The following is a 23,172-nucleotide window of genomic DNA, read 5'->3' on the forward strand; positions in this document are numbered from 1 at the left end:
ACACCGTGAGGCCCAGGAATGACCGCCAAGACCGTTTTGATTGTCGATGATGAGGCGCCGATTCGCGAAATGATCGCAGTGGCGCTGGAAATGGCTGACTATCACGTGCTTGAAGCGGATAACGCCCAAGATGCTCATGCGATGGTTGTCGACCATCAGCCTGATTTGCTGCTACTGGATTGGATGATGCCCGGCACCAGCGGTATTGAGCTTGCAAGGCGCCTAAAACGCGAAGAGTCTACAGCTGAAATACCCATTATTATGCTTACTGCTAAGGGCGAAGAGGATAATAAGATTCAAGGTCTTGAAGCGGGTGCCGACGATTACATCACTAAGCCATTTTCGCCCCGTGAGCTGGTCGCGCGCTTGAAAGCCGTGCTAAGGCGTACCACCCCCCGGGGTGTGGAAGACCCCATTGAGATTAATGGCCTAATGCTCGACCCGGTAAGCCATCGGGTAAGCGCCCATGGTGAACCGCTGGAAATGGGTCCCACAGAGTACCGCCTGCTGCAGTTTTTTATGACCCACCAAGAGCGCGCCTATACCCGCAGCCAACTGCTTGATCAAGTATGGGGGGGCAACGTCTACGTTGAAGAGCGCACTGTTGATGTACATATTCGCCGCTTACGTAAAGCGCTAGGTGAAGCCCACCAAAACCTTATCCAAACGGTACGAGGCACGGGATACCGCTTCTCCGCTCGGGTGTAAATGGTGCGTCTCTGGAGTCGTGAGCTGTGGCGAATTGCTTGGCTGGCTACCTTAGGGGTCTTGCTGGGCTGGGCGCTAAGCGCGCCTGGGTTAGGGTTGGCCGCAGGGCTTGCGGTGTGCCTGTTTTACCATTTGCGCCAACTGCTGGCGCTTTTTCAATGGCTAACGCTGCATCCCCAGGATGAACCGCCTTCGGCGCGGGGCATGTGGGGCGAGCTATTTGATCGGCTCTACCGTTACCAAAAGAGCCAGCGCATTACCCAAACCCGCTTACGGGCTACCCTCGGGCGTATTCAAGAGTCATCGGAAGCCATGCGCGACAGCGTCGTCATGTTAGACCGCCATGGTGACCTTGAGTGGTGGAACAGTGCCGCCACTGAGATGCTGGGCCTACAAACCGCCCATGACCGCGGGCAGCATATTACGAATCTGCTGCGTGACCCGCGTTTCATCAGCTACTTCAATGCCAACGAGTATAGCGAACCGTTAACGCTAACCTCGCCAATTGATGAACGCCAAATTCTGCAGTATCAGATTACCCTCTATGGAGACGATGAGCGTCTCGTCATGGCGCGGGATATTACCCGGCTGCATCGTCTTGAGCAGATGCGGCGTGACTTTGTCGCGAATGTTTCCCATGAGCTGCGCACACCGCTAACGGTGCTTTCCGGCTATTTGGAGACCTACAGCGACTTAAGCGACCAGCTGCCGCCACGCTTAGGCCGGGGAATTGGTCAGATGGAGGAACAAACCAAGCGCATGCAGAGCTTGGTGAATGACCTGCTACTGCTTTCTCGGTTGGAAATTGACCAAGGTGGAAAAGACCACCAACCACTGGTCGTTGGGCCGTTACTTGAGAGCATTCGCCAGGATGCCTTGGCGCTCTCCGGCCAGCAGAAAGGCGATCAAGTGCCGAGTAGCCAGCTGCATAGCATCCACGTAAGTGTTGAGAGCGAGGCCCAGCTAGTGGGCAGCGAGCAGGAAATCCGCAGCGCTATTTCTAATCTTGCCTTTAACGCGGTGCGCTACACCCCTGCAGGCAGCCAAATAACCCTGCGTTGGGTCACCCTGGAGAACGGTAGCGCTTACATCTCGGTGGAGGATAACGGCGAGGGGATCGATCCGGTGCATATCCCCCGGCTGACTGAACGCTTCTACCGAGTTGATAAAGGACGCAGCACCGCCACTGGGGGCACAGGCCTGGGATTAGCCATTGTTAAGCATGTATTGCTGCGCCACGATGCTCAGCTACAGATAGTCTCCCGTCCTGGCGAAGGCGCGCAGTTTCGCTGCGTATTTCCTGCCACACGGGCCTTGGTGGCTAATACCGCCTTTTAAAAAACCACGCTGCGTTTTCAAACCCTGCATTCAACCACTGAATTCAACGGCGGTGCTGGTCAAACAATTCCTGTTACAAAGAAGCACGCGTTCCCTAAAAAAGACAACGCTTGTACAAGTGTGCCAGATTGTCTGTTAAGGATGGTCAAACGCTGCGCATGTGTCATTTTTAGCCACTTTTGCAGCTTTGACAGCGCTTTTAGAGTGGCTATAAATAATCGAATAATGTCTATAAGCCCCTGTATTTAATTTGTTTTATATTATTTTTTGGCAAGATGGCACAAGCAGTGCAACTACCTAGTTAAGGAAGATCACCGCTGGAACTGGTAAGCCTCAATGGCACTCTTCCTTAAAAATTAGCGGTATCACAGCGATCGAGGAGACGGAACATGATGTCCAAGGAACTACTCAAGAAAGCTGGCATTTTAGGTGTAAGTTTTGGCTTGATGGCTAGCCCATTAGCATTTGCTGACACCACGGACCATTCATCAATTGATCAAAACCAGGATATAACGGCTGATGAAGAGCCGAGGGATAGCCACTCGCAAAATGCAAATCCTGGTGACTATGACAGTGAAGATTTAACTACCGATCACGGTACGCAAGGCCCAGACGTGGTTGACGATCCCGAGTCAACTAACATGAACGGTGACGATGAAGAATATACGCCTGACGACGTTGTTGAAGAAAATAGTGCATCGTAATTAGTATTTTTTATCGGTAACATTAGTTTACAAAGCTGAAAATAACTCTTACGCTTAGGAGTGAGCACATAAGGGGCAAGGATGTCCCATAGCAAGGATGCTCACCGATTCAAGGAGTGAATCAAGCGACGAACAACACGTTAGTCAGGGTTAATTCCAAGGTTGGAGTCCCGCAAAAGGATAGGAAGCTAACGTTAGGTATCGCCCATATTAAGAGTTATCAAGACCCCGCCCTGGCGGGGTCTCGTTTTTTGTAGACGGTCGAAAAGTGTGTTCATTCCACACGTTCATTCCGCGGTGACCACACCACGGTAGTGGTGATCCCACATCAAAACGGCGCCTGCCACCGCACCAGGAATTAAGAATAAATTTGCCAGCGGAATCCAGGTAACCACGGTCACCAGCCCGCCGTAAGTTAGGCTTTGCCACCAGCGCCGTGAAAGTCGTTGGCGCATATCCCGAAACGTTATTTTATTGTTATCCATTGGGTAGTCTAAGTAGGTGATGGCCATTATCCAGGCAGAAAACAGTGCCCACAAAATAGGCGCCAGCAGGTTAAGCCCTGGAATCCAGCTAAACACCAACAGTGCTGCCGCGCGGGGCAGGATGTAGCCTAATTTCACCAGCTCACGCCCCACTGCATCAATCGCCGTTTTCGCCAGACCGCGGTCGTCTAACGGTTCGCGGCCAGTGGCTTGACGCTCTACTTTGGCGGCTAAAAAGCCGTAGAAAGGCGCGGCGATCAGGTGGGTGACTAACGTAAAGGTGAAAAACACGGCCAGTAGTAGGCTGACGAAAAAAAGAGGCCAAATTAACCAGGATAGCCACTCAAGCCAACTCGGCACCATTGCCATCGCGCTGTCTAGCCAGCCAGAAAAGCGGTTAACCACCAAGCGGAGCATGCTGGCATAAACCACAAGGTTTACCAGCAAGGGAAGGAAGACATAGCGCCGCAGGCCTTTCGATACACCAGCCGAGTGCCTCGGCTTAGCGCGGTAAATGCATTCAATGTGCGAACTCCTTATCAATACGCCCAGGCAGCGCATCTGGGCGTATTGCAGGAGGTATTACAGGATAGGTCAAGACTTTTTAAGCACGTCCTGATCTAAGCTGTCGAGGTCGGTATGGCGAATATCCAGTCCCTTTACGAGATAAACCACATATTCCGCGAGGTTGTTGGCGTGGTCGCCTACGCGTTCCAGGGCGCGCAGTACCCACATAATGCTGAGTACCGAGCTGATAGAGCGAGAGTCTTCCATCATAAAGGTCATCAGCGAGCGCATGGCGCTGCCATACTCGTCATCCACGAGCTCGTCTTCACGCACGACCTGCATGGCAAGTTCCGTATCAAAGCGGGCAAACGCGGTTAACGCATCGCGCAGCATTTTACGGACGTGTTCGCTGATATGGCGTACTTCTACCAAGCCACGAACACTGCCGTTGTTTTCACTTAATAGCATCGCGTTACGGGCAATCTTGCTGGCCTCATCGCCGATACGCTCAAGGTCTGAGGTGGCGCGAATAACCGCCAGCACTAAGCGCAAGTCAGAAGCTGCGGGCTGTCGGCGCGCTAGAACACGCGTGCACTCGTCATCTATTTGTAGCTGCAGATCGTTTACTTGGCGGTCGTTATCGCGCACTTTTTCGGCGAGGTGGCTGTCGCCTTCAAGCAGTGCGAATACGGCGTCTTGCACCTGCTTTTCCACTAGGCCACCCATGGCCATTAGGTGGGTTTTTAGCTCCTCTAGCTCTTGATTAAACTGGCGAGAGATATGCTGGCTGTGGGTATCGCTGGTAATGTCCATTGCGCACTCCTGACGGGTCGTCTCTGGGGCCTAGGTCATGCGGCCGGTGATGTAGTTTTCAGTGCGTTGTAAACGCGGGTTGGTGAACACTTGGTCGGTTAAGCCGAATTCAACCAGCTCGCCGTGCTGCATAAACGCCGTGTAGTCAGAAACCCGGGCGGCCTGCTGCATATTGTGGGTCAGCACCAAGGTAAGCTGCGATTTAAGGTTGCGAATCAGCTCTTCCACCTTGAGTGTTGAGATGGGATCCAGTGCCGAAGCGGGCTCATCTAACAGTAAAACGTCGGGTTGGACGGCCAGCGTGCGGGCAATGACTAAACGCTGCTGTTGCCCACCGGAGAGCTGCCATGCTGAACGGTGCAACTGGTCTTTAACCTCCTCCCATAGCGCGGCAGACGTTAGCGCCCACTCAATAATGTCGTCTCGCTTACGCTTGGGTAATCGGCGCTGCAAGCGCAGCCCAAAAGCGACGTTTTCATAAATTGACATCGGAAATGGGTTCGGGGTTTGAAACACCATACCCACGCGGCGCCTCAGCTCGGTGACGTTCGTTTGGGGGGCGTGAATATCCTGCCCTTCAAGCGCTATGTGTCCACTGTGGGAAACTGATTCGTTGAGGTCATGTAACCGATTAATCGCCCTAAGCAGCGTGGATTTACCGCAGCCAGAGGGGCCGATAAAAGCGGTAACCCGATGGCGAGGCACGTCGAGCGTCAACTGCCGCAAGGCAGGTTTCCCCGCATAGGCGAGGTTAAACTGATTGATGCTTAGGCAGCACTGCCCGGGAGCAAAGGTGGTCACCGGAGCCTGTGATGCTTGGCCTGACGCTTGGCTTGGTGTTAAGGGCGCTAGCATTCGTTTCCTCGTTGACGCCTTAGATAATGACGCAGAAATATGGCAGTTAGGTTAAGCACCAGCACAATCAGCACTAATAGTAACGCCGTGGCGTAAACCAGCGGGATGGCGGCCTGAACATCCTCCCCATGAAACGCCGTATCAAATAAATGATAGCCAAGGTGCATAAACTTGCGCTCAAGGTGCAAATAAGGGAAATCACCATCCAGCGGCATTTGCGGCGCTAGTTTTGCAACGCCCACCAGCATTAAAGGTGCCACCTCGCCAGCGGCCCGGGCGATGGCTAATATCACTCCGGTGAGCATCGCAGGGGTAGCCATAGGCAGCACCACCCGGGTTAACATTTCTAGGCGTGTGGCCCCTAGCGCTACCGCCCCTTCGCGCTGGGCGTCGGGTATTCGCGCTAAGCCCTCTTCGGTTGCCACAATCACCACCGGCAGGGTTAGTAGTGCAAGGGTCAGCGAGGCCCATAAAAGCCCGCCGGTGCCGAAGGTGGGCGAGGGCAGTTCATCGCTAAAGAACCAATTATCGATAGAGCCGCCAATGCCGTAGACGAACACTCCCAGGCCGAACACGCCGTAAACAATCGATGGCACGCCTGCTAAGTTGCGCACGCCAATGCGTACTAAATGGGTGAGCCGATTTTGATGAGCGATTTCATTGAGATAAATCGCCGCCAGTACGCCAAACGGGGTCACGATCACCGACATTAAAATAACCATCAGTACGGTGCCAAAAATAGCCGGCCACACGCCGCCGCCGGTATTGGCTGCCCGTGGCCCTTCGCTCAGAAAGCGCCAAACGTTTTGCCCCCAGGCTGTGGCTTTCTGCCACCAGGACATGGCATTGGGGGCCTGAAAATGGCGGATACTGGAGAGCGACTGGCGTAGCGCTTGGCCATCGGCGGTCAGCAACAGTAGCTCACTGCTAGCCCGCTGGCTGGCTGGCAGCGCTAGGGAAGTCGTCATGTACTCCCAGGCAGCTTGTCCGGTTAAGCGCTGGCCATCGCTTTCCACTGCGACTAAACGGCCAATAAAATCGCCCCAGGGGGTACGTTCTAAGCGGATTAGGTCGTTTGGGGTCGCTTGCTCAGCGATGTCCTCGACGTTTATCCAGCGCCAGTTAGCCCCGGTGATATCGCGGTTGCCGGTAAAATAGAGCCGCTCCATGCCCGCGTTTAGCGGTAGCGGGGTTTCGCGTACCGGCTGGCCGATAACCGTATCACCTGAGGCAAGCGTGACCTCCTCCAGGGTAGCTGGCCAGAAGTGCCCTAGCCCCCGGGTCGCCAACAGGGTGAGCAGCGCTGCCAACATCAGTAGTGAAAGCGCCACGCAGGCAGCGCATAGCCACGGCCACAGCCCATCATTTAGCCAGTTAACCCGCCGTTTGCTCTGTTCGGATAGTGGCGTCATTGGCTGCCCCCCAGCCGATGGTAGCGGCGGCGCAGTCGCTGGCGCACCACTTCTGCCAGGGTATTGACCAAGAAGGTAAAAATGAACAGCGCTAGTGCGGCCAAAATCAACAGATGATAAGTGAGTCCGCCGGGGGTCGCCTCGGGCAGTTCAATGGCGATAGCGGCGGAGAGCGAGCGTAGTCCCTCAAAGGGACTGGCGCTAAACAGCGCGGTGTTGCCGCTAGCCATGAGTACGATCATGGTTTCACCCACAGCGCGGCCTGCGCCAATCATGACCGCTGAAAAAATACCGGGGCCAGCTGTGGGTAGCGCTACTTTCCAAAGCGCCTGCCAACGGCTGGCCCCCAGCGCTTGCGCGCCTTCCATTAAGGTGGGGGGGATATCTGCGAGTGCATCTTCGGCCAGCGCATAAATACTCGGAATGATGGCAAACCCCATGGCGATACCGACAATCAGCGCGTTTCGTGTGGCGTAATCCATGCCGTAGCGTTGGTCGAGCAGGCGGCGTAGATCGCCCCCTAGCAGGTGGTGCTCAAGCCATGGCGCGAGCCACAGTGCCACGACGACCATGCACGCAAGCCACGGGATTAGCCATAGTCCCGCCCAGGAGTGCGGTAAGCGCTGGCGCAATCGGGTCGCCGCAAGATGCCATAAGACACCGGCCAACACGGCGCTGAAGGGCAGCCACACGATGAGCAGCAGGGCACTGGCTAAGTGGCGCTCTACCCAGGGTGCTAGCACTAAGCCAGCAATAAAGCCGACCACAACGCCAGGTACCGCTTCCATGAGTTCTAGTGCGGGTTTTAGCCGACTACGCAAACGCGCCGACATAAACAGTGCCGAGTAGATGGCTGCGCCTAACGCAATAGGCGTTGCAAACAGCATGGCGGCGAGGGCGGCTTTTAGGGTGCCCCAGGCAAGTGGTGAGAGCTTACTAAGCGCGAAGGTATCGCCTAATGCGAGCAGCGGAAGCGTTTCCCAAATAAGGAAAACCCCGATGGCCAGAATCGCCAATAACACCCCAATGCCCCCAGCGGTGATTAGCCCAGTGGCAATGCGGTCTTGAAGTTGGCGCAGCGGCAGATGAACGCGGGTTAGCCGGGGGGGAGTCATGTCGACATCATTGAGAAGCGGGTGCCATCGCTAAAATAAATATGCATGGGATTCTCCTTACCCTAAAACATTTTTATGACAATTAAATGACAGTCGTTACCATGGCTGCTGGGCGTTCAGGTCGCTAGGCGGCAGCGGTACAAAGCCTGAAGCGCGGACAATTTGCTGGCCTTCTGGCGACATAATCAGCTCAATAAACGCCTGCTCGGCGGCCGGTAACGCCTCCCCTGGGGGCAGATTAACGTAGAGATAGAGATCGCGGGATAAAGGATATTCGCCACGCTGAATCGCTGATTCCTTAGGCGCCAGGGCGTTGCCGTGCTGGTCGGCTAGATGCAGCGCTTTTACCATGGGGGTAAGGTGGTTGAAGCCTGCATAACCCATCGCGTTAGGCGATTCTCCCACTGCGGCGACCACGGCGGAAGAGCCAGGGTGCTCGCTAATATCGACCCGGAACTGGCCGCTGCATAGCGCCTGTTGTTGGAATAATCCGTGGGTGCCCGAGGCCAAATTGCGCCCATGCAGCGCAATACGCCCGTAAGGCCACTGCTCGGCATCAAGGAGCGCATCCCAGCGCCGAATGGGCTGGCTGGCACCACAGGCAAGGCCGGTGGAGAAAATGGCATCGACCTGCTGACGGGTTAAGACATCAAGCGGGTTGTGGCGATGGACAACGACGACCAGCGCATCCCGCGCCACACGCAGCTCAAGGGGCGGGTAGCCATAGTGGTCGATAAACTGCTGGCGCTCAGTCGCAGCCATCGGCCGGGACATCGGGCCAAGGCGTGTAGTGCCTGCAATTAACGCCGTGGGCGCACTGGCTGAGCCGCCCGCTTGAAACTGGAGGTTAATTTCTGGATGACGAGCGGTGAGCGCTTCTCCCCAGCGTAATACCAGCCCCGCCATGGTGTCGGAACCCACCGCCCCTAGCGTGCCGCTTGGCAGGGATGGCGCCACGGCGGGCTGCCCCCAGGCTAACCGGGTGACCACCAGCAGTGCACCTAGCAGCGCTAAGCGTAGGCGATATTTCTTCCTAAGCCATAAACCGTTACCCTTCAAACGCCTTTCCTCTTGTGATTAACTAATGCCACTCTATTGCGATGCAGCAACATCACAACAATAAACCCACAAAGCGACCACCTTATGACACCGTTGGATTCTGATTTGGACGATGTACCTGCGCCCCAAGGGCAGCTCACGTTAAAGCTACTGGCTTCTCGACAAGATACCAATCTCTATGGCGATATTCCTGGTGGGTGGCTCGTCAACCAGATGGATCAAGCCGCCGAGCTTGCCGCAGGCCGTGAAGCCGGCGGGCGAAACGCCACCGTTGCCATTGAAGCGATGGATTTTTTAAGCCCGGTACGTGTGGGGTCGATGGTCAGTGTTTATACCCAGGTGCGGGAAATTGGTCACAGCTCAATCAAAATTGATGTGGAAGTTTGGGTGCGCCCGCCTCACGGTCGCCATATTGAAGAGCGCCAGAAAGTCACCGAAGCACGTTTTGTCATGGTAGCGCTGGATGAAAATGGTCGAATTCGCGCGGTGCACAGCTAAAAAGGGCGCCGAGGCGCCCTTTGTGCTTAAGAAGATCGAGTTTTCTTAAGAAGTACCAGTGTGCTAAAAGTGGCTTAAGACGTTAGCTCATCACGGCTTTTCAAGTAAGCGTACTCACCCACATCGCTAAACGGGCGCAGTACTTGCTGGAAGGCTGAGTAAGACTCCCACACCCGGCGAGACGCTTCGTCGCTGTCTACCTGGCGCTGAATAACCTCTTGGGAAGATTCATGGAGCGCTTGCATGACATCTTCCGGGAAGGTTCGTAGCTGAACGCCGTGCTCATCTACCAGGGTTTCCAGCGCTTGAGCGTTGCGGTAGGCGAACTCACTGATCATGGCGAGGTTAGACGCGCGTGCCGCTTCGCGGATAACGTCCTGGAGGTCTTCCGGTAGGGCATTCCAGGCGTCCAGGTTAACGGTGCCTTCTAGCACGGCGGTAGGCTCATTCCACACCGAGGTGTAGTAGTAGTCGGCGACCTGATGCAGGCCAAACGCCATATCGTTGTAAGGGCCTACCCAGTCGGCAGCGTCAAGTACGCCGGTTTGGAGCGAGGTGAAAATTTCCGAACCGGGCATGTTAACGGTGGTTACCCCAATAGCGTTCATTGCTTCGCCTGCCAAGCCCGGTAGGCGCAGGCGCAGGCCTTGCATATCGGCCAGGGAGTTAATCTCTTTTTTGAACCAACCGGCCATTTGCGCGCCAGTATTGCCGACCGGGAAAGGCTTCAGGTTATGGTTGGCGTAGATCTCATCCCACAGCTCTTGGCCACCGCCGTGGTATAACCAGGCGTTCATTTCAGTGGTGTTCATGCCGAACGGTACCGCAGTGAAAAACTGCGAGGCGGCTACTTTTCCGCGCCAGTAATAAGAGGCGGAGTGACCCATTTCAGCGGTACCGGCGGCTACGGCGTCAAATACTTCCATGGCAGGCACCAGCTCGCCCGCACCGTGTACACGGATGCGCATACGGCCGTTAGAGAGTTGCTCTACCCGGCGGGCGAAGTCGTTCGCGCCAGTACCGAGTGCAGGAAAGTTTTTCGGCCAGGAGGTCACCATATCCCAGGTGTAGGTTTCGTTAGCGCTGGCGGTAGAAACAAACGGGGCGGCAGCGACACCGGCGGCGCCAAGGCCGGCGGCTTTGAGGAAATTGCGGCGTTGCATAATGAGCAAGACTCCGGAAATTATAGGATATTTTTGTCAGCGTGCAGAAAAGCACAGTGTCCGTTTGCCAGTATGCGCCAACCAAGTTTTAATCGGCAAGCCATTGCCCTCAACGCCAAGGCGTTGGCGTTTAAAGCGGCGTCAGCTTAGCAAACCCCAGCACCAGCCACTTAACGCCATCACCCTCGAAGCTGACCTGCACCCGGGCGCGGGCACCTTCCCCTTCGGCGTTCAGAATAATGCCTTCACCAAATACCGGATGCGCCACCCGCTGGCCCACGTGCAGGCTAGGTAGGTCACCGTCACTCTCGATGCTTTGTTGGGCAAAGGAGGTACGCGACGCGGTGACCGGGCGGGAAATATGCCCGCGCAGGCGTACTTCTTCCAGCAAGTGAGGCGGGAGTTCGCGCAAAAAGCGCGACGGGCGTGGGAATACCTCTTTGCCGTGTAGGCGGCGGGTTTCGGCGTGGGTGAGGTAGAGCTTTTGCATGGCTCGGGTAACGCCCACGTAGCAGAGGCGCCGCTCCTCTTCGAGCCTGCCAGGCTCTTCCAGCGACATTTTATGAGGGAACAGGCCCTCTTCAACGCCGGCAATAAAGACCACCGGGAACTCCAAGCCTTTTGCTGAGTGCAGCGTCATCAGTTGGACGCTGTCCTCAAACTCTTCCGCTTCGTGGTCGCCAGCGTTGAGCGCCGCTTCAGAAAGGAACGCTTCAAGCGCTGCCATACCTTCACCCGCTTCCGGGGTTTCAAACGCGTCGCCGTGGGTAAAGGCACGGGCGGCGGTAACCAGCTCTTCCAAGTTTTCTACTCGCGCTTGGCCTTTCTCGCCGCGCTCGCTTTTATGGTGCTCAATTAGCCCGGTATGCGCCGTCACGTGGTCGATGATTTCGTGCAGAGGCAGCCCGGCGGCATCGTTATCCAGCTGCTCTATCAGGTTGGCAAAGGTTTGTACTGCGTTGGCGGCACGGCCCTTTAATGTACCGTCGTGAATCGCATCATGGAGCGCCTGCCAAAGCGACACGCTTTGCTCCCGGGCGCGGTGGCGAACAATTTCCACTGTGCGGGTGCCAATGCCACGGGTGGGTACGTTGATCACCCGCTCTAACGAGGCATCGTCATCACGGTTAAGCAGCAGGCGCAAATACGCCAGGGCATTTTTGATCTCTAAGCGCTCGTAGAAGCGATGGCCGCCGTAAATACGGTAGGGCATGCCTTGGCGAATCAGCGTCTCTTCCAGCAGCCGCGACTGGGCGTTGGAGCGGTAGAGAATCGCAACGTCTCGGCGGTTAAAGCCTTCGTTGACCTTCTCTTTGATGGTATCGACGATATAGCGGGCTTCTTCAAGGTCGTTAAACCCGGCGTAGATAGAAATTGGCTCGCCTTCGATGCCATCGGTCCACAGGTTTTTACCTAGCCGTTCACTATTGTGGCTGATCAGCGTGTTGGCGGCCTCTAGAATTGCGCTGGTAGAACGGTAGTTCTGTTCCAGACGTACGGTATGGGTGTGCGGAAATTCCTGCTCGAAACGGCGGATATTTTCCACCTTGGCGCCTCGCCAGCCATAGATGGACTGGTCGTCATCACCCACGGCGGTCATCGGTGTTTTCATACCGGTCAGCAACTTCAGCCAAGCGTACTGCAGCGTATTGGTATCTTGAAACTCATCCACTAACACGTGACCAAAACGTTCCTGGTAGTGGTTTAACAGCGCCGGATTATCGCGCAGTAACTCCAGGCTTCTCAGCAGCAGCTCACCGAAATCCACCAGCCCGCCGCGCTCACAGGTTAGCTGGTAGCGTTCGTAAAGCTCGACCATCTGGCCCAGGTAAGCATCGCCATCGACGTTTACCTGGTGGGGGCGTAGGCCCTCTTCTTTGCAACCGGAAATAAAATGTTGTACCTGACGCGGCGGGTAGCGCTCATCGTCGATCGAATAATCTTTCAGCAGCCGTTTAACCAAGCGTAGCTGGTCATCGGAGTCGATGATTTGGAAGTGCTGGGGTAGCCGGGCATCCTGCCAGTGGGTGCGCAGCAGGCGGTGGGCAATGGAGTGGAAGGTGCCTACCCACACATGGCGCATAGAGATGCCCAGCAGCGCCTCTAAGCGGGTGCGCATCTCTTTGGCCGCTTTGTTGGTAAACGTCACCGCCAGCAGGGCGTAGGGAGAAAGTCCCTCGGCCTGCATCAACCAGGCGATGCGATGAACCAGCACGCGGGTTTTACCCGACCCCGCGCCAGCCAACACGAGTAGATTGCCCTGGGGGGCGCTAACTGCCTCGCGCTGGGCGGGGTTGAGCTGATCAAGAATCGCCGTGACGTCGTCCATATAAGCCGCTGCCGGTTCGAAAATGGGCAGCCAGTTTAGCACAGCCAGGGAACTGGCTGTGCGTACAGGGCGAGCGTTTAACTCTCTTCGGGGTAGCGCAGGGTGTTAAGGCTCTTTTTAACCGCTTTAAGCTGCTCGGCGAGCTTTGGCCCGCGGGTTTTGGCAACGCCAACTGCTAATACGTCGATAAGCACTAGGTGGGCAATGCGGGAGCTTAGCGGCGTATAGATCTCGGTGTCTTCGTGAACATCGATATACAGCGGCAGGCTGACCTCGCTGGCCAGCGGTGAGTCGCTTGGGCAGAGGCCAATCACCGTCGCGCCCGCATCGCGAGCCAAACGTACGCTAGCCACCAGCGCTTTGGTGCGGCCCGTCTGGGAGATCGCCACCACCACGTCGCCCTCTTTTAAGGTCACCGCAGACATATTCTGCATGTGCGGGTCGGCGTAAGCGGAGGTGGAGATCTGCAGGCGGAAGAACTTGTGCTGGGCGTCGAAAGCCACCGCGCCAGAGGCCCCAAAGCCATAGAACTCAACTCGGTTGGCCATGGCCAAGGCGTTAACGGCTTTCCCTAAGGCTTCGTTGTCGAGTCGGTCGCGCACCGATAACAGCGTGCCCACGGTGGAGTCGAAAATGCTGTGGGAAAATTCTGCGACTGAGTCGCTGTCGTTCATGGAGAACTGGGCGAACTGGCTGCCGCTGGCCAGCATTTGTGCCAGCTGTAGCTTGAAGTCCTGGAAGCCGTTGCAGCCCAATGCGCGGCAGAAACGCACCACCGTAGGCTCGCTCACTTTGGCTTCCGTGGCGAGATCCACAATCCGCATGTGGATAACTTCGTCAGGATTGCGCAGTACAAACCGTGCAACCTTTTGCTCGGAGCGACGGAAGTGCTCCATGCGGCGTCTCATTTCATCAAACAGGGCGCGGCTCACGTTCGGCTCCTTGGGTGCTCAACAAACAGGTATTTACAGTACGATAAAAAATACCTGTTTAAAACGTTCGTTTTTAATGACGGTTCATCGTTTGCTGCGGTAGAGCGGTAACTCGCTTGATGACAGCATGCCCGCGTCGGCAGCAGCGCCTAATCTGCAGGCGTTTAAATGCCGTTAAGACATTTGAGCAGGATTCGTCATCATTTTGTCAAGTAGGTTATAGTAAGAAGTGAAGTGCCGCACTGCATCATTTGCAAATCAGTGGTTACGGATGCAGGTGGACGTAGGCATATTCACCTGGAGGAACGTCGATTATGAGAAACGTCGAACGAATCACCTCGGTAAAAAACGAATTGCTCGACATCTTTATGAGCATGCAGGTCGATGAGCACGCCCAGCAACGGCGCAGCTCTGCCCAGCGCAGCTTAAGGGCGCGCAGGGGAATAGAGTTACATCGGGAGTTTCAGAAGTTGTCGCGGGATATCGCCCCCTTGCCCGAGTACGAGCAAGAGAGCGAACTTCACTAGCGTCTAAACGAAACCGCCCCGCTATGCAGCAGGGCGGCTGTTTGCTCGGCTTTGTTGAGGCCTTAGTAATGGCTCAAATAAGGCCAGTCACAAACACAATGATAACGCCAACGGGCGCTACATAGCGTGCGATGATGTTCCATAGGCTGACACCTGTTGCTGAGAGTCCCAGCTCAGCTTCCACGCTTTCGCGCTTCAAGCACCACGCCACAAATACAATCGCCCCCAGACCTGTTAACGGCAGCAGAACTTTGCTGGTAAAGGTATCCAGTAGGTCGAAAATATTCAGGCCAAAGAACAGCACCTCAGACCAGACGTTGAATGATAGAAGCGCCGCGACGCCTAATAGCCATACAGCAACACCACTCGCGAGAGTAGATGCGATACGGCTCATGGACGTGCGTTCTTCCAATGTTTCCACAACGGGTTCCAGCAGAGAAATAGCCGAGGTTAGCGCTGCGAAGGTTAATAGCAGGAAGAACATCAGTCCCAGAATGGTGCCGCCTGCCATATTGCCAAACGCCAGCGGCAGCGTAACAAAGATCAAACCTGGGCCTTCACCGGCACTCAAGCCATTGGCGAAGACAATCGGGAAGATGGCCAAGCCGGCCAGCAGTGCAATCACGGTATCCAGAATGATCACCGTGCGCGCAGTGCCCAGCAGGTTAACGTCTTCACCCAGGTAAGAGCCGTACGCCATCATGATGCCCATACCCAGCGACAGCGTGAAGAAAGCCTGGCCCATGGCGGCTAATACAACCCCACCGTTAAGCGCGCTCCAGTCAGGGCGGAACATAAAGGCTAATGCTTCGCCAAAATAACCGCTGGCTACGCCGTAGCCCACCAGGATGAGCATTAATATGATGAGGGCAGGCATTAACAACCGCGCCGCACTTTCCAGCCCTTTGGTGACCCCACGGGCCACGATGCCTACCACTAGCACCATAAAGGCGGTGTGCCAGAGCAGCAGCGTAGTGGGGCTACCTAGCATGCCGCCAAACAAGCCGCTGATGCCGTCTGCATCTTGGCCGTCAAAGGTGCCAATCACTGAGCTTAGCGTGTAGTTCAGCGACCAGCCGCCAATGACACTGTAAAACGACAGAATCAAAAATGCCGCTAAGACACCGCTAACCCCGATTAGCGCCCACGCCTTAGATTTACCGTGGTTCGCGGCCAGTTCGGCCATAGCGTTAATCGGGTTTTTCTGGCCTCGGCGACCAATCATCCACTCCGCCACTAGAATAGGCAGACCGACCAGCGCCACACAGGCGAGATACACCAGTACGAAGGCGGCGCCGCCGCTGTCGCCCACCATATAAGAGAAGCGCCAAATATTCCCTAAACCGACTGCCGACCCTGCGGCAGCGAGCACAAAGGCCATCTTTGATGACCACTGTGCATGTGCAAGTTTTGCCATGTTTCACCTTCTATATGGGTTCAATTGTAATTAATAAGGTGTTGCTATCGTAAAATGCTAATTTTCGGAAAACTAAACTGTGAGAAAAAGATATTTTCCAGCGTTATTTTCCGAAAGTAGACGCAATTTATCCGATAGAAAGAGTGCATGCCAGTAAACACAGCTAAAAAGGCTGTTTAAAACAGTTGGCTCTGCTTATCGCCAGCAAACGCTGGCAGGGGAGGTAGCGGTGCCAGTGTTTGTAGCTCTTTATAGAGCATGCGCGCCATCTCGGGAGACTCCCGGTTATCTGCAGTATGCACAAATAAGAAAGGGGTTTTCCCCTGTTTTATCCACAGGCTAAGACGCGATTTCCATGGGCTGAAGTAGCCGCTGTTGATGGTTTTGTCAATATGCCCAATGAAACGAATAACAGGCTGCTGTGCCGTGGAAAGCACGTGTAGTGGGACTTTCGGCTTTTCCTGCTGGGCGTGGGCAAGCCCAGCATGGCCATTAGCCGGGGTGGAAAACAGTGGGCGCACATCAAGCATCACGCGGTTAGCTGCGTAAGTTATCAACAATTGGTTAAGCGCCTTCTCAGCGGCTCCCTTGTGGAAAAACTCAGGGTGACGCACTTCGACAGCGCAGGGTAAATGTGCGGGCCACTGGGCGAGTAGCGCTTCTAGCTGGGGCAGCTCCTGGGGGCCAAAATCTCGCGGTAACTGAACCATGGTAGGGCCAAGGCGATCATGAAGTGGCTCCAGCGCGGCTAAAAATGCCCAGGCATCTTCCAAGCGCGTTAGCCGCTGATCATGGGTGACGCTAGCCGGCAATTTAAAGCAAAAGCGAAAGTAAGGGGGTGCCTGGCGAGCCCAAGCAGCAATTGTCTCAGGCTTGGGCGCACCACTGTAAAAGGTCGTGTTGCCCTCGACACTTGAAAAAACCGCCGCATAGTCACTTAAAAGGTCTGTTTTGGCGTGGCGCGGGTATAGGCTTCCCAGCCAATCTTGGTTGGCCCACATGGGTAAGCCTAAATAAAGCGGAAGCGTCATAAGAATTGAGCCTTCATAAGGAGGGCCTTCATTGGTATTAGGTTAGTACCAAGCGATCTAGTTACTAACTTGTAAAAATTGATCTGGATCAAGTGACAAGTTGAACTTAGTTACTACGCTTTATAAATAACTATTTTAATACACATCTACAGTGGTGTGTCCCTACCCTGTGGAGTTAGGCATGGCTAAAAAATCTCATCCAATAACGGCGGAAGAAACACCTCGCAAACGCCAGGAATTAGGGCTGTTTCTGTTTATTGTCGTGCTGCTATTTCCTATTTTGGCGATAGCGGTGGTAGGGGGCTATGGCTTTTCGGTATGGGTTTATCAGATGTTTGCAGGCCCTCCCGGCCCGCCGCTATAAGGCGCCCGTAACGCTTCTAAGAAATAAGTTTAAAAGGTGGTTAACCACTGTTTAGCACAGGGGTTAGTGTTCTTTTATTTTAGGAATACTTATGACGCGCACGAATAAAAACAATAATCGGCGCAATCTTTTTCGCCGCTTGTCGGGGCGTGATGATGTGCGTCGGCCGCCCTGGAGCAGAGCTGCCTTTCTCGACCTCTGTACCGGTTGTAACGCCTGCGTCGACGCGTGCCCGGAAGGCATTTTGACGCGCGGTGGCGGTGGCTATCCCGAGCTTAGCGTTGCCCAAGCGGGCTGCGCACTGTGCGGTGATTGCGCAACGGTATGCGAGCCACAGGCGATAGAGCGCGGCGCTAGCGTTAGCGAAGCCTTTGTTTGGCAAGCCGAAGTTCAGCCGCACTGTTTGGCACTGGCGAGTATCCATTGCCAAAGCTGCCAGGACGCCTGCGAGTGGAACGCGATTCGCTTTCCGCTGCGCCCCGGTGGTCGGCCGCCGCAACCTGAAATCCACCTAGAAAGCTGCACTGGATGCGGTGCTTGCTATTCCGCCTGCCCTAACCAAGCAATCTCACTGATAACAAAAGATACCGTCTATGTCTGATCAACTGCTACACATCATTAGCTTTATCGTTCATGCGCGGCCCGAGGCGCTGAAGCAGACAGCGGAGTGGATTACCCAACATAGCATTGGCGAAGTGATGGGCGAAGACGCGGCTGGAAAGCTCGTGGTCGTCGCCGAACATACTGACGAACAACAACTATTGGCTTTAATGGATCACGTACGCGAGCAGCCTGGGGTTATTGACGCCGCCTTTGTGTATCACGAAGTGGTTGATGCCCTGACAGCGGATGAGCCGCACGTACAGGAGGGGGAGCAATGAAACTAACACGCCGAGCGTTTGTAAAGGCGAACGCCGCAGCGGTGGCCGCTGCTACGGCAGGGATGTCGATTCCCGCAGGCGCCAGCAACCTGATTACCCATGCTGATCTGAACCGCTTGCAGTGGGATAAAGCCCCCTGCCGTTTTTGCGGTACCGGCTGTAGCGTCATGGTTGGCACCTATAACGGCCAAATCGTGGCGACTCATGGTGATAATCAGTCTGAAGTAAACCGGGGGCTTAACTGCGTTAAAGGCTATTTTCTTTCCAAAATTCTCTATGGGGAAGATCGCTTGACCCAGCCGCTGCTGCGTAAGCGCAACGGTCAATATGCTAAAGATGGCGATTTCGAGCCGGTCTCCTGGGATGAGGCGCTCGACCTCATGGCAGAAAAATTTACCAGCGCCATTCGTGAACACGGCCCGGAGAGCATCGCGCTATTTGGCTCCGGCCAGTGGACTATCTGGGAAGGCTACGCGGCGAGTAAGCTATTTAAAGCCGGGCTGCGTTCGAACAATATCGACCCCAACGCCCGCCACTGTATGGCTTCGGCGGTATTCGGCTTTATGCGCACCTTCGGCTCGGATGAGCCCATGGGCGTGTATGACGATATCGAACATGCGGATGCCTTTGTGCTGTGGGGCTCTAACATGGCCGAGATGCACCCGGTACTCTGGACCCGCGTTACTGACCGGCGCCTCTCTTTTCCGGACACCCAGGTCGCCGTGCTGTCGACCTTCGAGCACCGCAGCTTTGAGTTGGCCGATATCCCCATGATTATGTCGCCCAACGCGGATATCGTGATCCTTAACTATATTGCCAACCATATTATTCAGACTGACCGGGTAAATCGGTCATTCGTCGATAAGCATGTCAACTTCGCGCTCGGCACTGATGATATCGGCTATGGCCTGCGCGACGAGCATCCGCTGCAGCAGGCGGCGAAGAACGCTGATAACGCTAATAGCTGGACGGATATGAGCTTTGAGGCGTTCGCCGACTATGTTGCGCCTTATACCTTAGCGCGGGCAGCGCGAGAGTCCGGCGTCTCTGAAAGCCGCCTTGAGGCCTTGGCAGAGCTGTATGCCGACCCTGATAAAAAGGTGATGACGTTCTGGACTATGGGGGTCAATCAGCATACCCGCGGGGTGTGGATCAACAATCTGATTTACAACCTCCACCTGCTTACTGGCAAAATTTCAGAGCCGGGGAATAGCCCTTTCTCGCTTACCGGCCAGCCCTCAGCCTGTGGCACGGCGCGGGAGGTGGGTACCTTTGCTCACCGTCTGCCCGCCGACCGAGTGGTTACCAATCCGGAGCATCGCCGCGATGCGGAGAAAATCTGGAAACTGCCTGAGGGCACGATCCCTTCGTGGGTGGGCTTTGACGCGGTGGCCCAAAGTCGCCGCCTTAAAGACGGTGACATCAAGGTCTACTGGACCCAGGTAACCAACAATATGCAGGCCGGGCCCAACGTCATGCAAGAGATTCTGCCTGGCTGGCGTAACCCCGAAGCCTTTGTAGTGGTCTCGGATATCTACCCCACCGTTTCAGCCCAGTCGGCGGATCTGATTTTGCCCGCGGCGTCCTGGGTAGAAAAAGAGGGCGCTTTTGGTAACTCCGAGCGGCGCACCCAGTTTTTCCATCAGTTGGTCAATGCCCCCGGCGAGGCGCGCTCGGATTTATGGCAGACCGTGGCCCTCTCCCAGCGCATCCGCGTGGCTGACGTCTGGCCCGAAGAGTTGCTAGAAGCTGCCCCGGAGATGCGTGACAAAACCCTGTTTGATTTACTGTTTGCCAATGGTCAGGTCGACCAGTACCCCACCTCCGATATGGAAGAGGGCTACGCCAACGCTGAGGCAGACGATTTCGGCTTCTATATCCAAAAGGGGCTGTTTGAAGAGTACGCCCGCTTTGGCCGCGGCAAAGGCAAAGACTTGGATCATTTCGACGCTTACCACGCCAACCGGGGCAAGCGCTGGCCGGTGGTGGATGGCAAGGAAACGCTATGGCGCTACCGGGAGGGGTATGACCCTTATGTAGAACCCGGCAGCGGCTGGCAGTTCTACGCGAAGCCGGATAATCGCGCGTTAATTTTCGCAGTCCCGGCTGAGCCACCTCCCGAGGCTCCTGACGATGACTTCCCCTACTGGCTCTGTACAGGGCGGGTATTGGAACATTGGCACACCGGCTCCATGACCCGTCGCGTGCCTGAGCTTCATCGGGCCGTACCTGCCGCGCTTTTATATATGCACCCAGAGGACGCTCGCGCTGAAGGGTTCCGGCGGGGAAGCGAGGTTAAAGTGGCCAGCCGACGCGGGGATGTGAACCTGCGGGTAGAAACCCGTGGGCGCGTTAAACCGCCCCGTGGCTTAGTGTACGTGCCCTTTTTTGATGCCTCCTATCTGATCAATAAGGTCACGCTGGATGCCACCGATCCTATTTCAAAACAGACCGATTTCAAAAAGTGCGCGGTGCGCCTTGAACTCGTCAATCTGGCGTAAACAGGCTAAGGAGAATAACGATGAAATGGCTTTTTCCTCTCTGTTTATCCATGGCGCTGCTGGCGGGGGCGGCCGGTGCGGATGAGGCAAGCGATGCGCCTGCACCGGATGGCTTGCGTCTCGGCGGCACCATTAGCCAAACGCAGTCTGCGGCGCCTATTGCCGGTGAACCGCGAGATGGCGGCCGTGAAGTGCGCAGCTATCCAGAGCAGCCGCCGGTGATCCCCCACTCGATTCGTGACTACCAGGTCGATATGCGGGTTAACCAGTGCCTAAACTGCCATAGCCGAGAGCAGGCTGTCAGCGCGGGTGCGCCTATGGTGAGTATTACTCACTTTATGGATCGCCATAAGCAGGTATTAGCCGCCGTATCGCCGGATCGCTACTTCTGCACTCAGTGCCACGTGCCCAAAACCGATGCCACCCCTCTGGTACCCAATCGTTTCAAGTCGGTGGAAGAGGTGATTAACGAGGCGCTACGTGAGCGCCAGGAGGCGGGGCAATGAAGCGCTTTTTTACCCGTTACTGGCGTATTTTAAGCCGCCCCAGCGTTCACTTTAGCCTGGGGTTTTTAACCCTGGGTGGTTTTATCGCCGGTATCATCTTTTGGGGCGGTTTCAACACGGCGATGGAAGCCACCAACACCGAGCAGTTTTGCATCTCCTGCCATGAGATGGAGCGCAACCCGATGCAGGAGCTCAAAACCACCATTCACTACACCAATCGCTCTGGGGTGCGGGCGACGTGCTCGGATTGCCACGTTCCTCATGGCTGGACGCACAAAGTAGCGCGTAAAATGGAGGCTTCTAAAGAGGTGTGGGGTTGGGTATTTGGCTCAATTCGCACCGAAGAGCAGTTCGAGGCAAAGCGCCGCGAGCTTGCCGAGCGTGAATGGGTGCGGCTCCAGGCCAATGACTCGCTAGAGTGCCGCAACTGCCACGAATTCGACTCCATGGACTTCACCCAGCAGAGTACGCGTGCTGCCCGGGCCCACTCCACCAACCTTGCCTCGGGCGATGCAACCTGTATCGACTGCCATAAAGGCATCGCCCACGAACTACCGGATATGAGTCCTAAAATAGAGGCTGCTGTGGGAGTGCCCGATATCGTGTCCTGGGCCGCGCATTTAGAGCTGGAGAGCGGTGCCTATGCCGAGCAGTAGCGTCGGCGTTGATTGAAAAGTCGCTGGCGCAATAGATGCGCTAGATGCTAGAACAAGCATCATCGTCAATGTATGCGCCAGCGCACAGGGTGGAAGAGAGAATGAGTCAGGGAAAAGTATTGGTATTACATGGCCCAAATTTGAATTTGCTGGGTAGCCGTCAGCCAGAGATCTACGGCTATGAGACGTTAGAAGATGTGAATAACATGCTGCGGGAGAAAGCGGTGATGGCCGATTGGGACATCACCTGCTTTCAAAGTAATCATGAAGGCGCCTTGATTGATGCGATCCACGCCGCACGCCTTGATGGTACCCAGGCGATTATTATTAACCCGGCGGCCTATACCCATACCTCGGTGGCTATTCTCGATGCGCTTAATGCCTTTGATGGCAAAGTCATTGAGGTGCATCTCTCCAATGTGCACAAACGCGAAGCTTTTCGGCATCACTCCTATATATCGCTACGCGCCGATGGCGTGATTGCCGGATTGGGCGTGCAAGGCTATCGCGCTGCGTTAGAGGCTGTAATGGTCAATTAATATGCGCGCGGATGTACGCGACTTTGCTTTGCAGCACAGGTAGGTAAACATTAACGAGCGTGTCGAGGTCGACCCGAGCTGCGTTGGTGCTGATATTGATTGCCCCCATTAAGTGCTGCTTAGCATCAAAAACCGGAACAGCGATAGAGCGTAAGCCCGAGTCCAACTCTTGATCAGAAATCGCATAGCCTTGCTGGCGTGCATTAACTATTTGGCTGCGTAACTCTTTAACATCGGTCACTGTTTTATCGGTGTAGGGCTCTAGGGAAATAGTCGATAGGAAGTGATCAAGATCTTTATCGTTAAGCTGAGCCAACAACATGCGACCCATTGAGGTGTGCGCAGCCGGAAGTCTCGTGCCTACGGATAACGTAATCGCCATTAAGCGATGTTTGGCTGCAGAACGAGCGACATAAATAACATCGTTACCATCTAAGACGCCCAGAGAAGAAGACTCCCCGGTTTCTGCGGTTATTTCTTCCAAGTACTGTTGAATAACCCCTTGATAGTTGTTGGCGGATAGAAACGCGTAGCCTAACTGTAGAACTCGAGGGGCTAATTCAAAATAGCGTTGTTCTTTACGGACATACCCTAGCGCATGCAACGTCAGTAAGAAGCGCCTAGCTTTTGCTCTATTCATGCCAGTGCGCGTCGCCACTTCGCTTAACGTCATGCGTGGGTGTTCAGCGTCAAATGCCTGTATAACCTCCAGGCCGCTGGCCAGGGCAGTGACAAAGTCACGACTCTCTGTATTAAGCATCTCTTCTTGCATCGTCGCTATCCACTGTTTGAAGCCTCTGATAAGAGAGTAACGTAAAAAAGTTCGCCATGC

The 23,172-nt window shown here is 55.2% G+C and carries 23 protein-coding genes and 1 pseudogene; 12 read left to right on the forward strand and 12 right to left on the reverse strand.

Translation table 11 applies throughout. The features are described from left to right. Nucleotides 1-18 precede the first annotated feature (18 nt). The 3 genes from BB497_04265 to BB497_04275 all read left to right on the forward strand — a co-directional run bounded on the left by BB497_04265 (nucleotide 19) and on the right by BB497_04275 (nucleotide 2,750). Nucleotides 19-708: a phosphate regulon transcriptional regulatory protein PhoB gene (locus BB497_04265; protein ID AVI61970.1), complete on the forward strand. Its 690-nt coding sequence runs from the start codon at nucleotides 19-21 to the stop codon at nucleotides 706-708. A gap of 3 nt (nucleotides 709-711) precedes the next feature. Continuing rightward, a complete protein-coding gene (locus BB497_04270; GenBank protein AVI64255.1) occupies nucleotides 712-2,046 on the forward strand; it encodes a phosphate regulon sensor histidine kinase PhoR in 1,335 nt (444 codons plus the stop codon). A 389-nt stretch (nucleotides 2,047-2,435) separates the two neighbouring features. Next, the gene (locus BB497_04275; protein ID AVI61971.1) at nucleotides 2,436-2,750 is read left to right on the forward strand and encodes a hypothetical protein; all 315 of its coding nucleotides are present in this window, start codon (nucleotides 2,436-2,438) and stop codon (nucleotides 2,748-2,750) included. Between the two features lie 287 nt (nucleotides 2,751-3,037). On the opposite strand, the pseudogene BB497_04280 reads toward BB497_04275, so the two are convergent. The 6 genes and pseudogenes from BB497_04280 to BB497_04305 form a co-directional block, all read right to left on the reverse strand. Next, a pseudogene (locus tag BB497_04280) lies at nucleotides 3,038-3,759 on the reverse strand (sulfate transporter CysZ). 70 nt (nucleotides 3,760-3,829) lie between these two features. Continuing rightward, nucleotides 3,830-4,555 (reverse strand): phosphate transport system regulatory protein PhoU, encoded by a 726-nt coding sequence (locus tag BB497_04285; GenBank protein AVI61972.1) that lies wholly within the window; start codon nucleotides 4,553-4,555, stop codon nucleotides 3,830-3,832. A 30-nt stretch (nucleotides 4,556-4,585) separates the two neighbouring features. Further along, nucleotides 4,586-5,410 carry a phosphate ABC transporter ATP-binding protein gene (locus BB497_04290; GenBank protein ID AVI61973.1) on the reverse strand — a complete coding sequence of 275 codons (825 nt, stop codon included), beginning with the start codon at nucleotides 5,408-5,410 and terminating at the stop codon, nucleotides 4,586-4,588. Then, nucleotides 5,404-6,822 carry a phosphate ABC transporter, permease protein PstA gene (locus tag BB497_04295; protein ID AVI61974.1) on the reverse strand — a complete coding sequence of 473 codons (1,419 nt, stop codon included), beginning with the start codon at nucleotides 6,820-6,822 and terminating at the stop codon, nucleotides 5,404-5,406. Before BB497_04295 ends, BB497_04290 begins: the two co-directional genes overlap by 7 nt. Next, a complete protein-coding gene (locus BB497_04300; GenBank protein AVI61975.1) occupies nucleotides 6,819-7,937 on the reverse strand; it encodes an ABC transporter permease in 1,119 nt (372 codons plus the stop codon). The genes BB497_04295 and BB497_04300 overlap by 4 nt, the downstream gene beginning before the upstream one ends. A 96-nt stretch (nucleotides 7,938-8,033) precedes the next feature. After that, nucleotides 8,034-8,996, reverse strand: a complete 963-nt coding sequence (locus BB497_04305; protein ID AVI61976.1) for a phosphate ABC transporter substrate-binding protein — start codon at nucleotides 8,994-8,996, stop codon at nucleotides 8,034-8,036. 84 nt (nucleotides 8,997-9,080) lie between these two features. Here BB497_04305 and BB497_04310 point away from each other — a divergent pair, with 84 nt between their 5' ends. Beyond that, nucleotides 9,081-9,494: an acyl-CoA thioesterase gene (locus tag BB497_04310; protein ID AVI61977.1), complete on the forward strand. Its 414-nt coding sequence runs from the start codon at nucleotides 9,081-9,083 to the stop codon at nucleotides 9,492-9,494. A gap of 74 nt (nucleotides 9,495-9,568) precedes the next feature. Here BB497_04310 and BB497_04315 read toward each other — a convergent pair whose 3' ends face one another. The 3 genes from BB497_04315 to BB497_04325 form a co-directional block, all read right to left on the reverse strand. Then, complete coding sequence (locus BB497_04315) at nucleotides 9,569-10,657, reverse strand: ABC transporter substrate-binding protein (GenBank protein ID AVI61978.1); 1,089 nt, start codon at nucleotides 10,655-10,657, stop codon at nucleotides 9,569-9,571. Nucleotides 10,658-10,787: 130 nt separating this feature from the next. Beyond that, nucleotides 10,788-12,986 (reverse strand): DNA helicase II, encoded by a 2,199-nt coding sequence (locus tag BB497_04320; protein AVI64256.1) that lies wholly within the window; start codon nucleotides 12,984-12,986, stop codon nucleotides 10,788-10,790. Between the two features lie 77 nt (nucleotides 12,987-13,063). After that, nucleotides 13,064-13,918, reverse strand: a complete 855-nt coding sequence (locus tag BB497_04325; GenBank protein AVI61979.1) for a transcriptional regulator — start codon at nucleotides 13,916-13,918, stop codon at nucleotides 13,064-13,066. Nucleotides 13,919-14,232: 314 nt separating this feature from the next. Here BB497_04325 and BB497_04330 point away from each other — a divergent pair, with 314 nt between their 5' ends. After that, a complete protein-coding gene (locus BB497_04330) occupies nucleotides 14,233-14,445 on the forward strand; it encodes a hypothetical protein (protein ID AVI61980.1) in 213 nt (70 codons plus the stop codon). Nucleotides 14,446-14,518: 73 nt separating this feature from the next. Here the strand turns inward: BB497_04330 and BB497_04335 are convergent, their stop codons facing one another. Continuing rightward, nucleotides 14,519-15,862, reverse strand: coding sequence for a transporter (locus BB497_04335; protein ID AVI61981.1), 1,344 nt, complete (start codon nucleotides 15,860-15,862; stop codon nucleotides 14,519-14,521). 176 nt (nucleotides 15,863-16,038) lie between these two features. After that, nucleotides 16,039-16,893: a hypothetical protein gene (locus tag BB497_04340; GenBank protein AVI61982.1), complete on the reverse strand. Its 855-nt coding sequence runs from the start codon at nucleotides 16,891-16,893 to the stop codon at nucleotides 16,039-16,041. A gap of 181 nt (nucleotides 16,894-17,074) precedes the next feature. Here BB497_04340 and BB497_04345 point away from each other — a divergent pair, with 181 nt between their 5' ends. The 7 genes from BB497_04345 (at nucleotide 17,075) to BB497_04375 (ending at nucleotide 22,340) form a co-directional block, all read left to right on the forward strand. Beyond that, nucleotides 17,075-17,257 (forward strand): nitrate reductase, encoded by a 183-nt coding sequence (locus BB497_04345; GenBank protein AVI61983.1) that lies wholly within the window; start codon nucleotides 17,075-17,077, stop codon nucleotides 17,255-17,257. Between the two features lie 91 nt (nucleotides 17,258-17,348). Continuing rightward, complete coding sequence (locus tag BB497_04350) at nucleotides 17,349-17,858, forward strand: ferredoxin-type protein NapF (GenBank protein AVI61984.1); 510 nt, start codon at nucleotides 17,349-17,351, stop codon at nucleotides 17,856-17,858. Further along, nucleotides 17,851-18,138, forward strand: coding sequence for a hypothetical protein (locus BB497_04355; GenBank protein ID AVI61985.1), 288 nt, complete (start codon nucleotides 17,851-17,853; stop codon nucleotides 18,136-18,138). The genes BB497_04350 and BB497_04355 overlap by 8 nt, the downstream gene beginning before the upstream one ends. Then, nucleotides 18,135-20,639 (forward strand): nitrate reductase catalytic subunit, encoded by a 2,505-nt coding sequence (locus tag BB497_04360; protein ID AVI61986.1) that lies wholly within the window; start codon nucleotides 18,135-18,137, stop codon nucleotides 20,637-20,639. Before BB497_04355 ends, BB497_04360 begins: the two co-directional genes overlap by 4 nt. 20 nt (nucleotides 20,640-20,659) lie before the next feature. Then, the gene (locus BB497_04365) at nucleotides 20,660-21,145 is read left to right on the forward strand and encodes a cytochrome C (GenBank protein ID AVI61987.1); all 486 of its coding nucleotides are present in this window, start codon (nucleotides 20,660-20,662) and stop codon (nucleotides 21,143-21,145) included. After that, on the forward strand, nucleotides 21,142-21,801 hold the full coding sequence (locus tag BB497_04370; GenBank protein ID AVI61988.1) for a cytochrome C: 660 nt from the start codon (nucleotides 21,142-21,144) through the stop codon (nucleotides 21,799-21,801). Before BB497_04365 ends, BB497_04370 begins: the two co-directional genes overlap by 4 nt. A 101-nt stretch (nucleotides 21,802-21,902) precedes the next feature. Further along, nucleotides 21,903-22,340, forward strand: coding sequence for a type II 3-dehydroquinate dehydratase (locus BB497_04375; GenBank protein ID AVI61989.1), 438 nt, complete (start codon nucleotides 21,903-21,905; stop codon nucleotides 22,338-22,340). Here BB497_04375 and BB497_04380 read toward each other — a convergent pair. Continuing rightward, nucleotides 22,333-23,112 (reverse strand): IclR family transcriptional regulator, encoded by a 780-nt coding sequence (locus BB497_04380; protein ID AVI61990.1) that lies wholly within the window; start codon nucleotides 23,110-23,112, stop codon nucleotides 22,333-22,335. The genes BB497_04375 and BB497_04380 overlap by 8 nt on opposite strands. Between the last annotated feature and the right edge of the window lie 60 nt (nucleotides 23,113-23,172).

The sequence above is a fragment of the Halomonas sp. GFAJ-1 genome (genome assembly GCA_002966495.1).
Taxonomy (GTDB): Bacteria; Pseudomonadota; Gammaproteobacteria; order Pseudomonadales; family Halomonadaceae; genus Vreelandella.

What these genes read in the sequence shown, in the direction of transcription:
- BB497_04265 (AVI61970.1), top strand. Translation starts at nt 19, where the DNA reads ATGACCGCCAAGACCGTTTTGATTGTCGATGATGAGGCGCCGATTCGC.
- BB497_04275 (AVI61971.1), top strand. Translation starts at nt 2,436, where the DNA reads ATGATGTCCAAGGAACTACTCAAGAAAGCTGGCATTTTAGGTGTAAGT.
- BB497_04285 (AVI61972.1), bottom strand. Translation starts at nt 4,555, where the DNA reads ATGGACATTACCAGCGATACCCACAGCCAGCATATCTCTCGCCAGTTT.
- BB497_04290 (AVI61973.1), bottom strand. Translation starts at nt 5,410, where the DNA reads ATGCTAGCGCCCTTAACACCAAGCCAAGCGTCAGGCCAAGCATCACAG.
- BB497_04295 (AVI61974.1), bottom strand. Translation starts at nt 6,822, where the DNA reads ATGACGCCACTATCCGAACAGAGCAAACGGCGGGTTAACTGGCTAAAT.
- BB497_04300 (AVI61975.1), bottom strand. Translation starts at nt 7,937, where the DNA reads ATGACTCCCCCCCGGCTAACCCGCGTTCATCTGCCGCTGCGCCAACTT.
- BB497_04310 (AVI61977.1), top strand. Translation starts at nt 9,081, where the DNA reads ATGACACCGTTGGATTCTGATTTGGACGATGTACCTGCGCCCCAAGGG.
- BB497_04315 (AVI61978.1), bottom strand. Translation starts at nt 10,657, where the DNA reads ATGCAACGCCGCAATTTCCTCAAAGCCGCCGGCCTTGGCGCCGCCGGT.
- BB497_04320 (AVI64256.1), bottom strand. Translation starts at nt 12,986, where the DNA reads ATGGACGACGTCACGGCGATTCTTGATCAGCTCAACCCCGCCCAGCGC.
- BB497_04330 (AVI61980.1), top strand. Translation starts at nt 14,233, where the DNA reads ATGAGAAACGTCGAACGAATCACCTCGGTAAAAAACGAATTGCTCGAC.
- BB497_04335 (AVI61981.1), bottom strand. Translation starts at nt 15,862, where the DNA reads ATGGCAAAACTTGCACATGCACAGTGGTCATCAAAGATGGCCTTTGTG.
- BB497_04340 (AVI61982.1), bottom strand. Translation starts at nt 16,893, where the DNA reads ATGACGCTTCCGCTTTATTTAGGCTTACCCATGTGGGCCAACCAAGAT.
- BB497_04345 (AVI61983.1), top strand. Translation starts at nt 17,075, where the DNA reads ATGGCTAAAAAATCTCATCCAATAACGGCGGAAGAAACACCTCGCAAA.
- BB497_04350 (AVI61984.1), top strand. Translation starts at nt 17,349, where the DNA reads ATGACGCGCACGAATAAAAACAATAATCGGCGCAATCTTTTTCGCCGC.
- BB497_04355 (AVI61985.1), top strand. Translation starts at nt 17,851, where the DNA reads ATGTCTGATCAACTGCTACACATCATTAGCTTTATCGTTCATGCGCGG.
- BB497_04360 (AVI61986.1), top strand. Translation starts at nt 18,135, where the DNA reads ATGAAACTAACACGCCGAGCGTTTGTAAAGGCGAACGCCGCAGCGGTG.
- BB497_04365 (AVI61987.1), top strand. Translation starts at nt 20,660, where the DNA reads ATGAAATGGCTTTTTCCTCTCTGTTTATCCATGGCGCTGCTGGCGGGG.
- BB497_04370 (AVI61988.1), top strand. Translation starts at nt 21,142, where the DNA reads ATGAAGCGCTTTTTTACCCGTTACTGGCGTATTTTAAGCCGCCCCAGC.
- BB497_04375 (AVI61989.1), top strand. Translation starts at nt 21,903, where the DNA reads ATGAGTCAGGGAAAAGTATTGGTATTACATGGCCCAAATTTGAATTTG.
- BB497_04380 (AVI61990.1), bottom strand. Translation starts at nt 23,112, where the DNA reads ATGCAAGAAGAGATGCTTAATACAGAGAGTCGTGACTTTGTCACTGCC.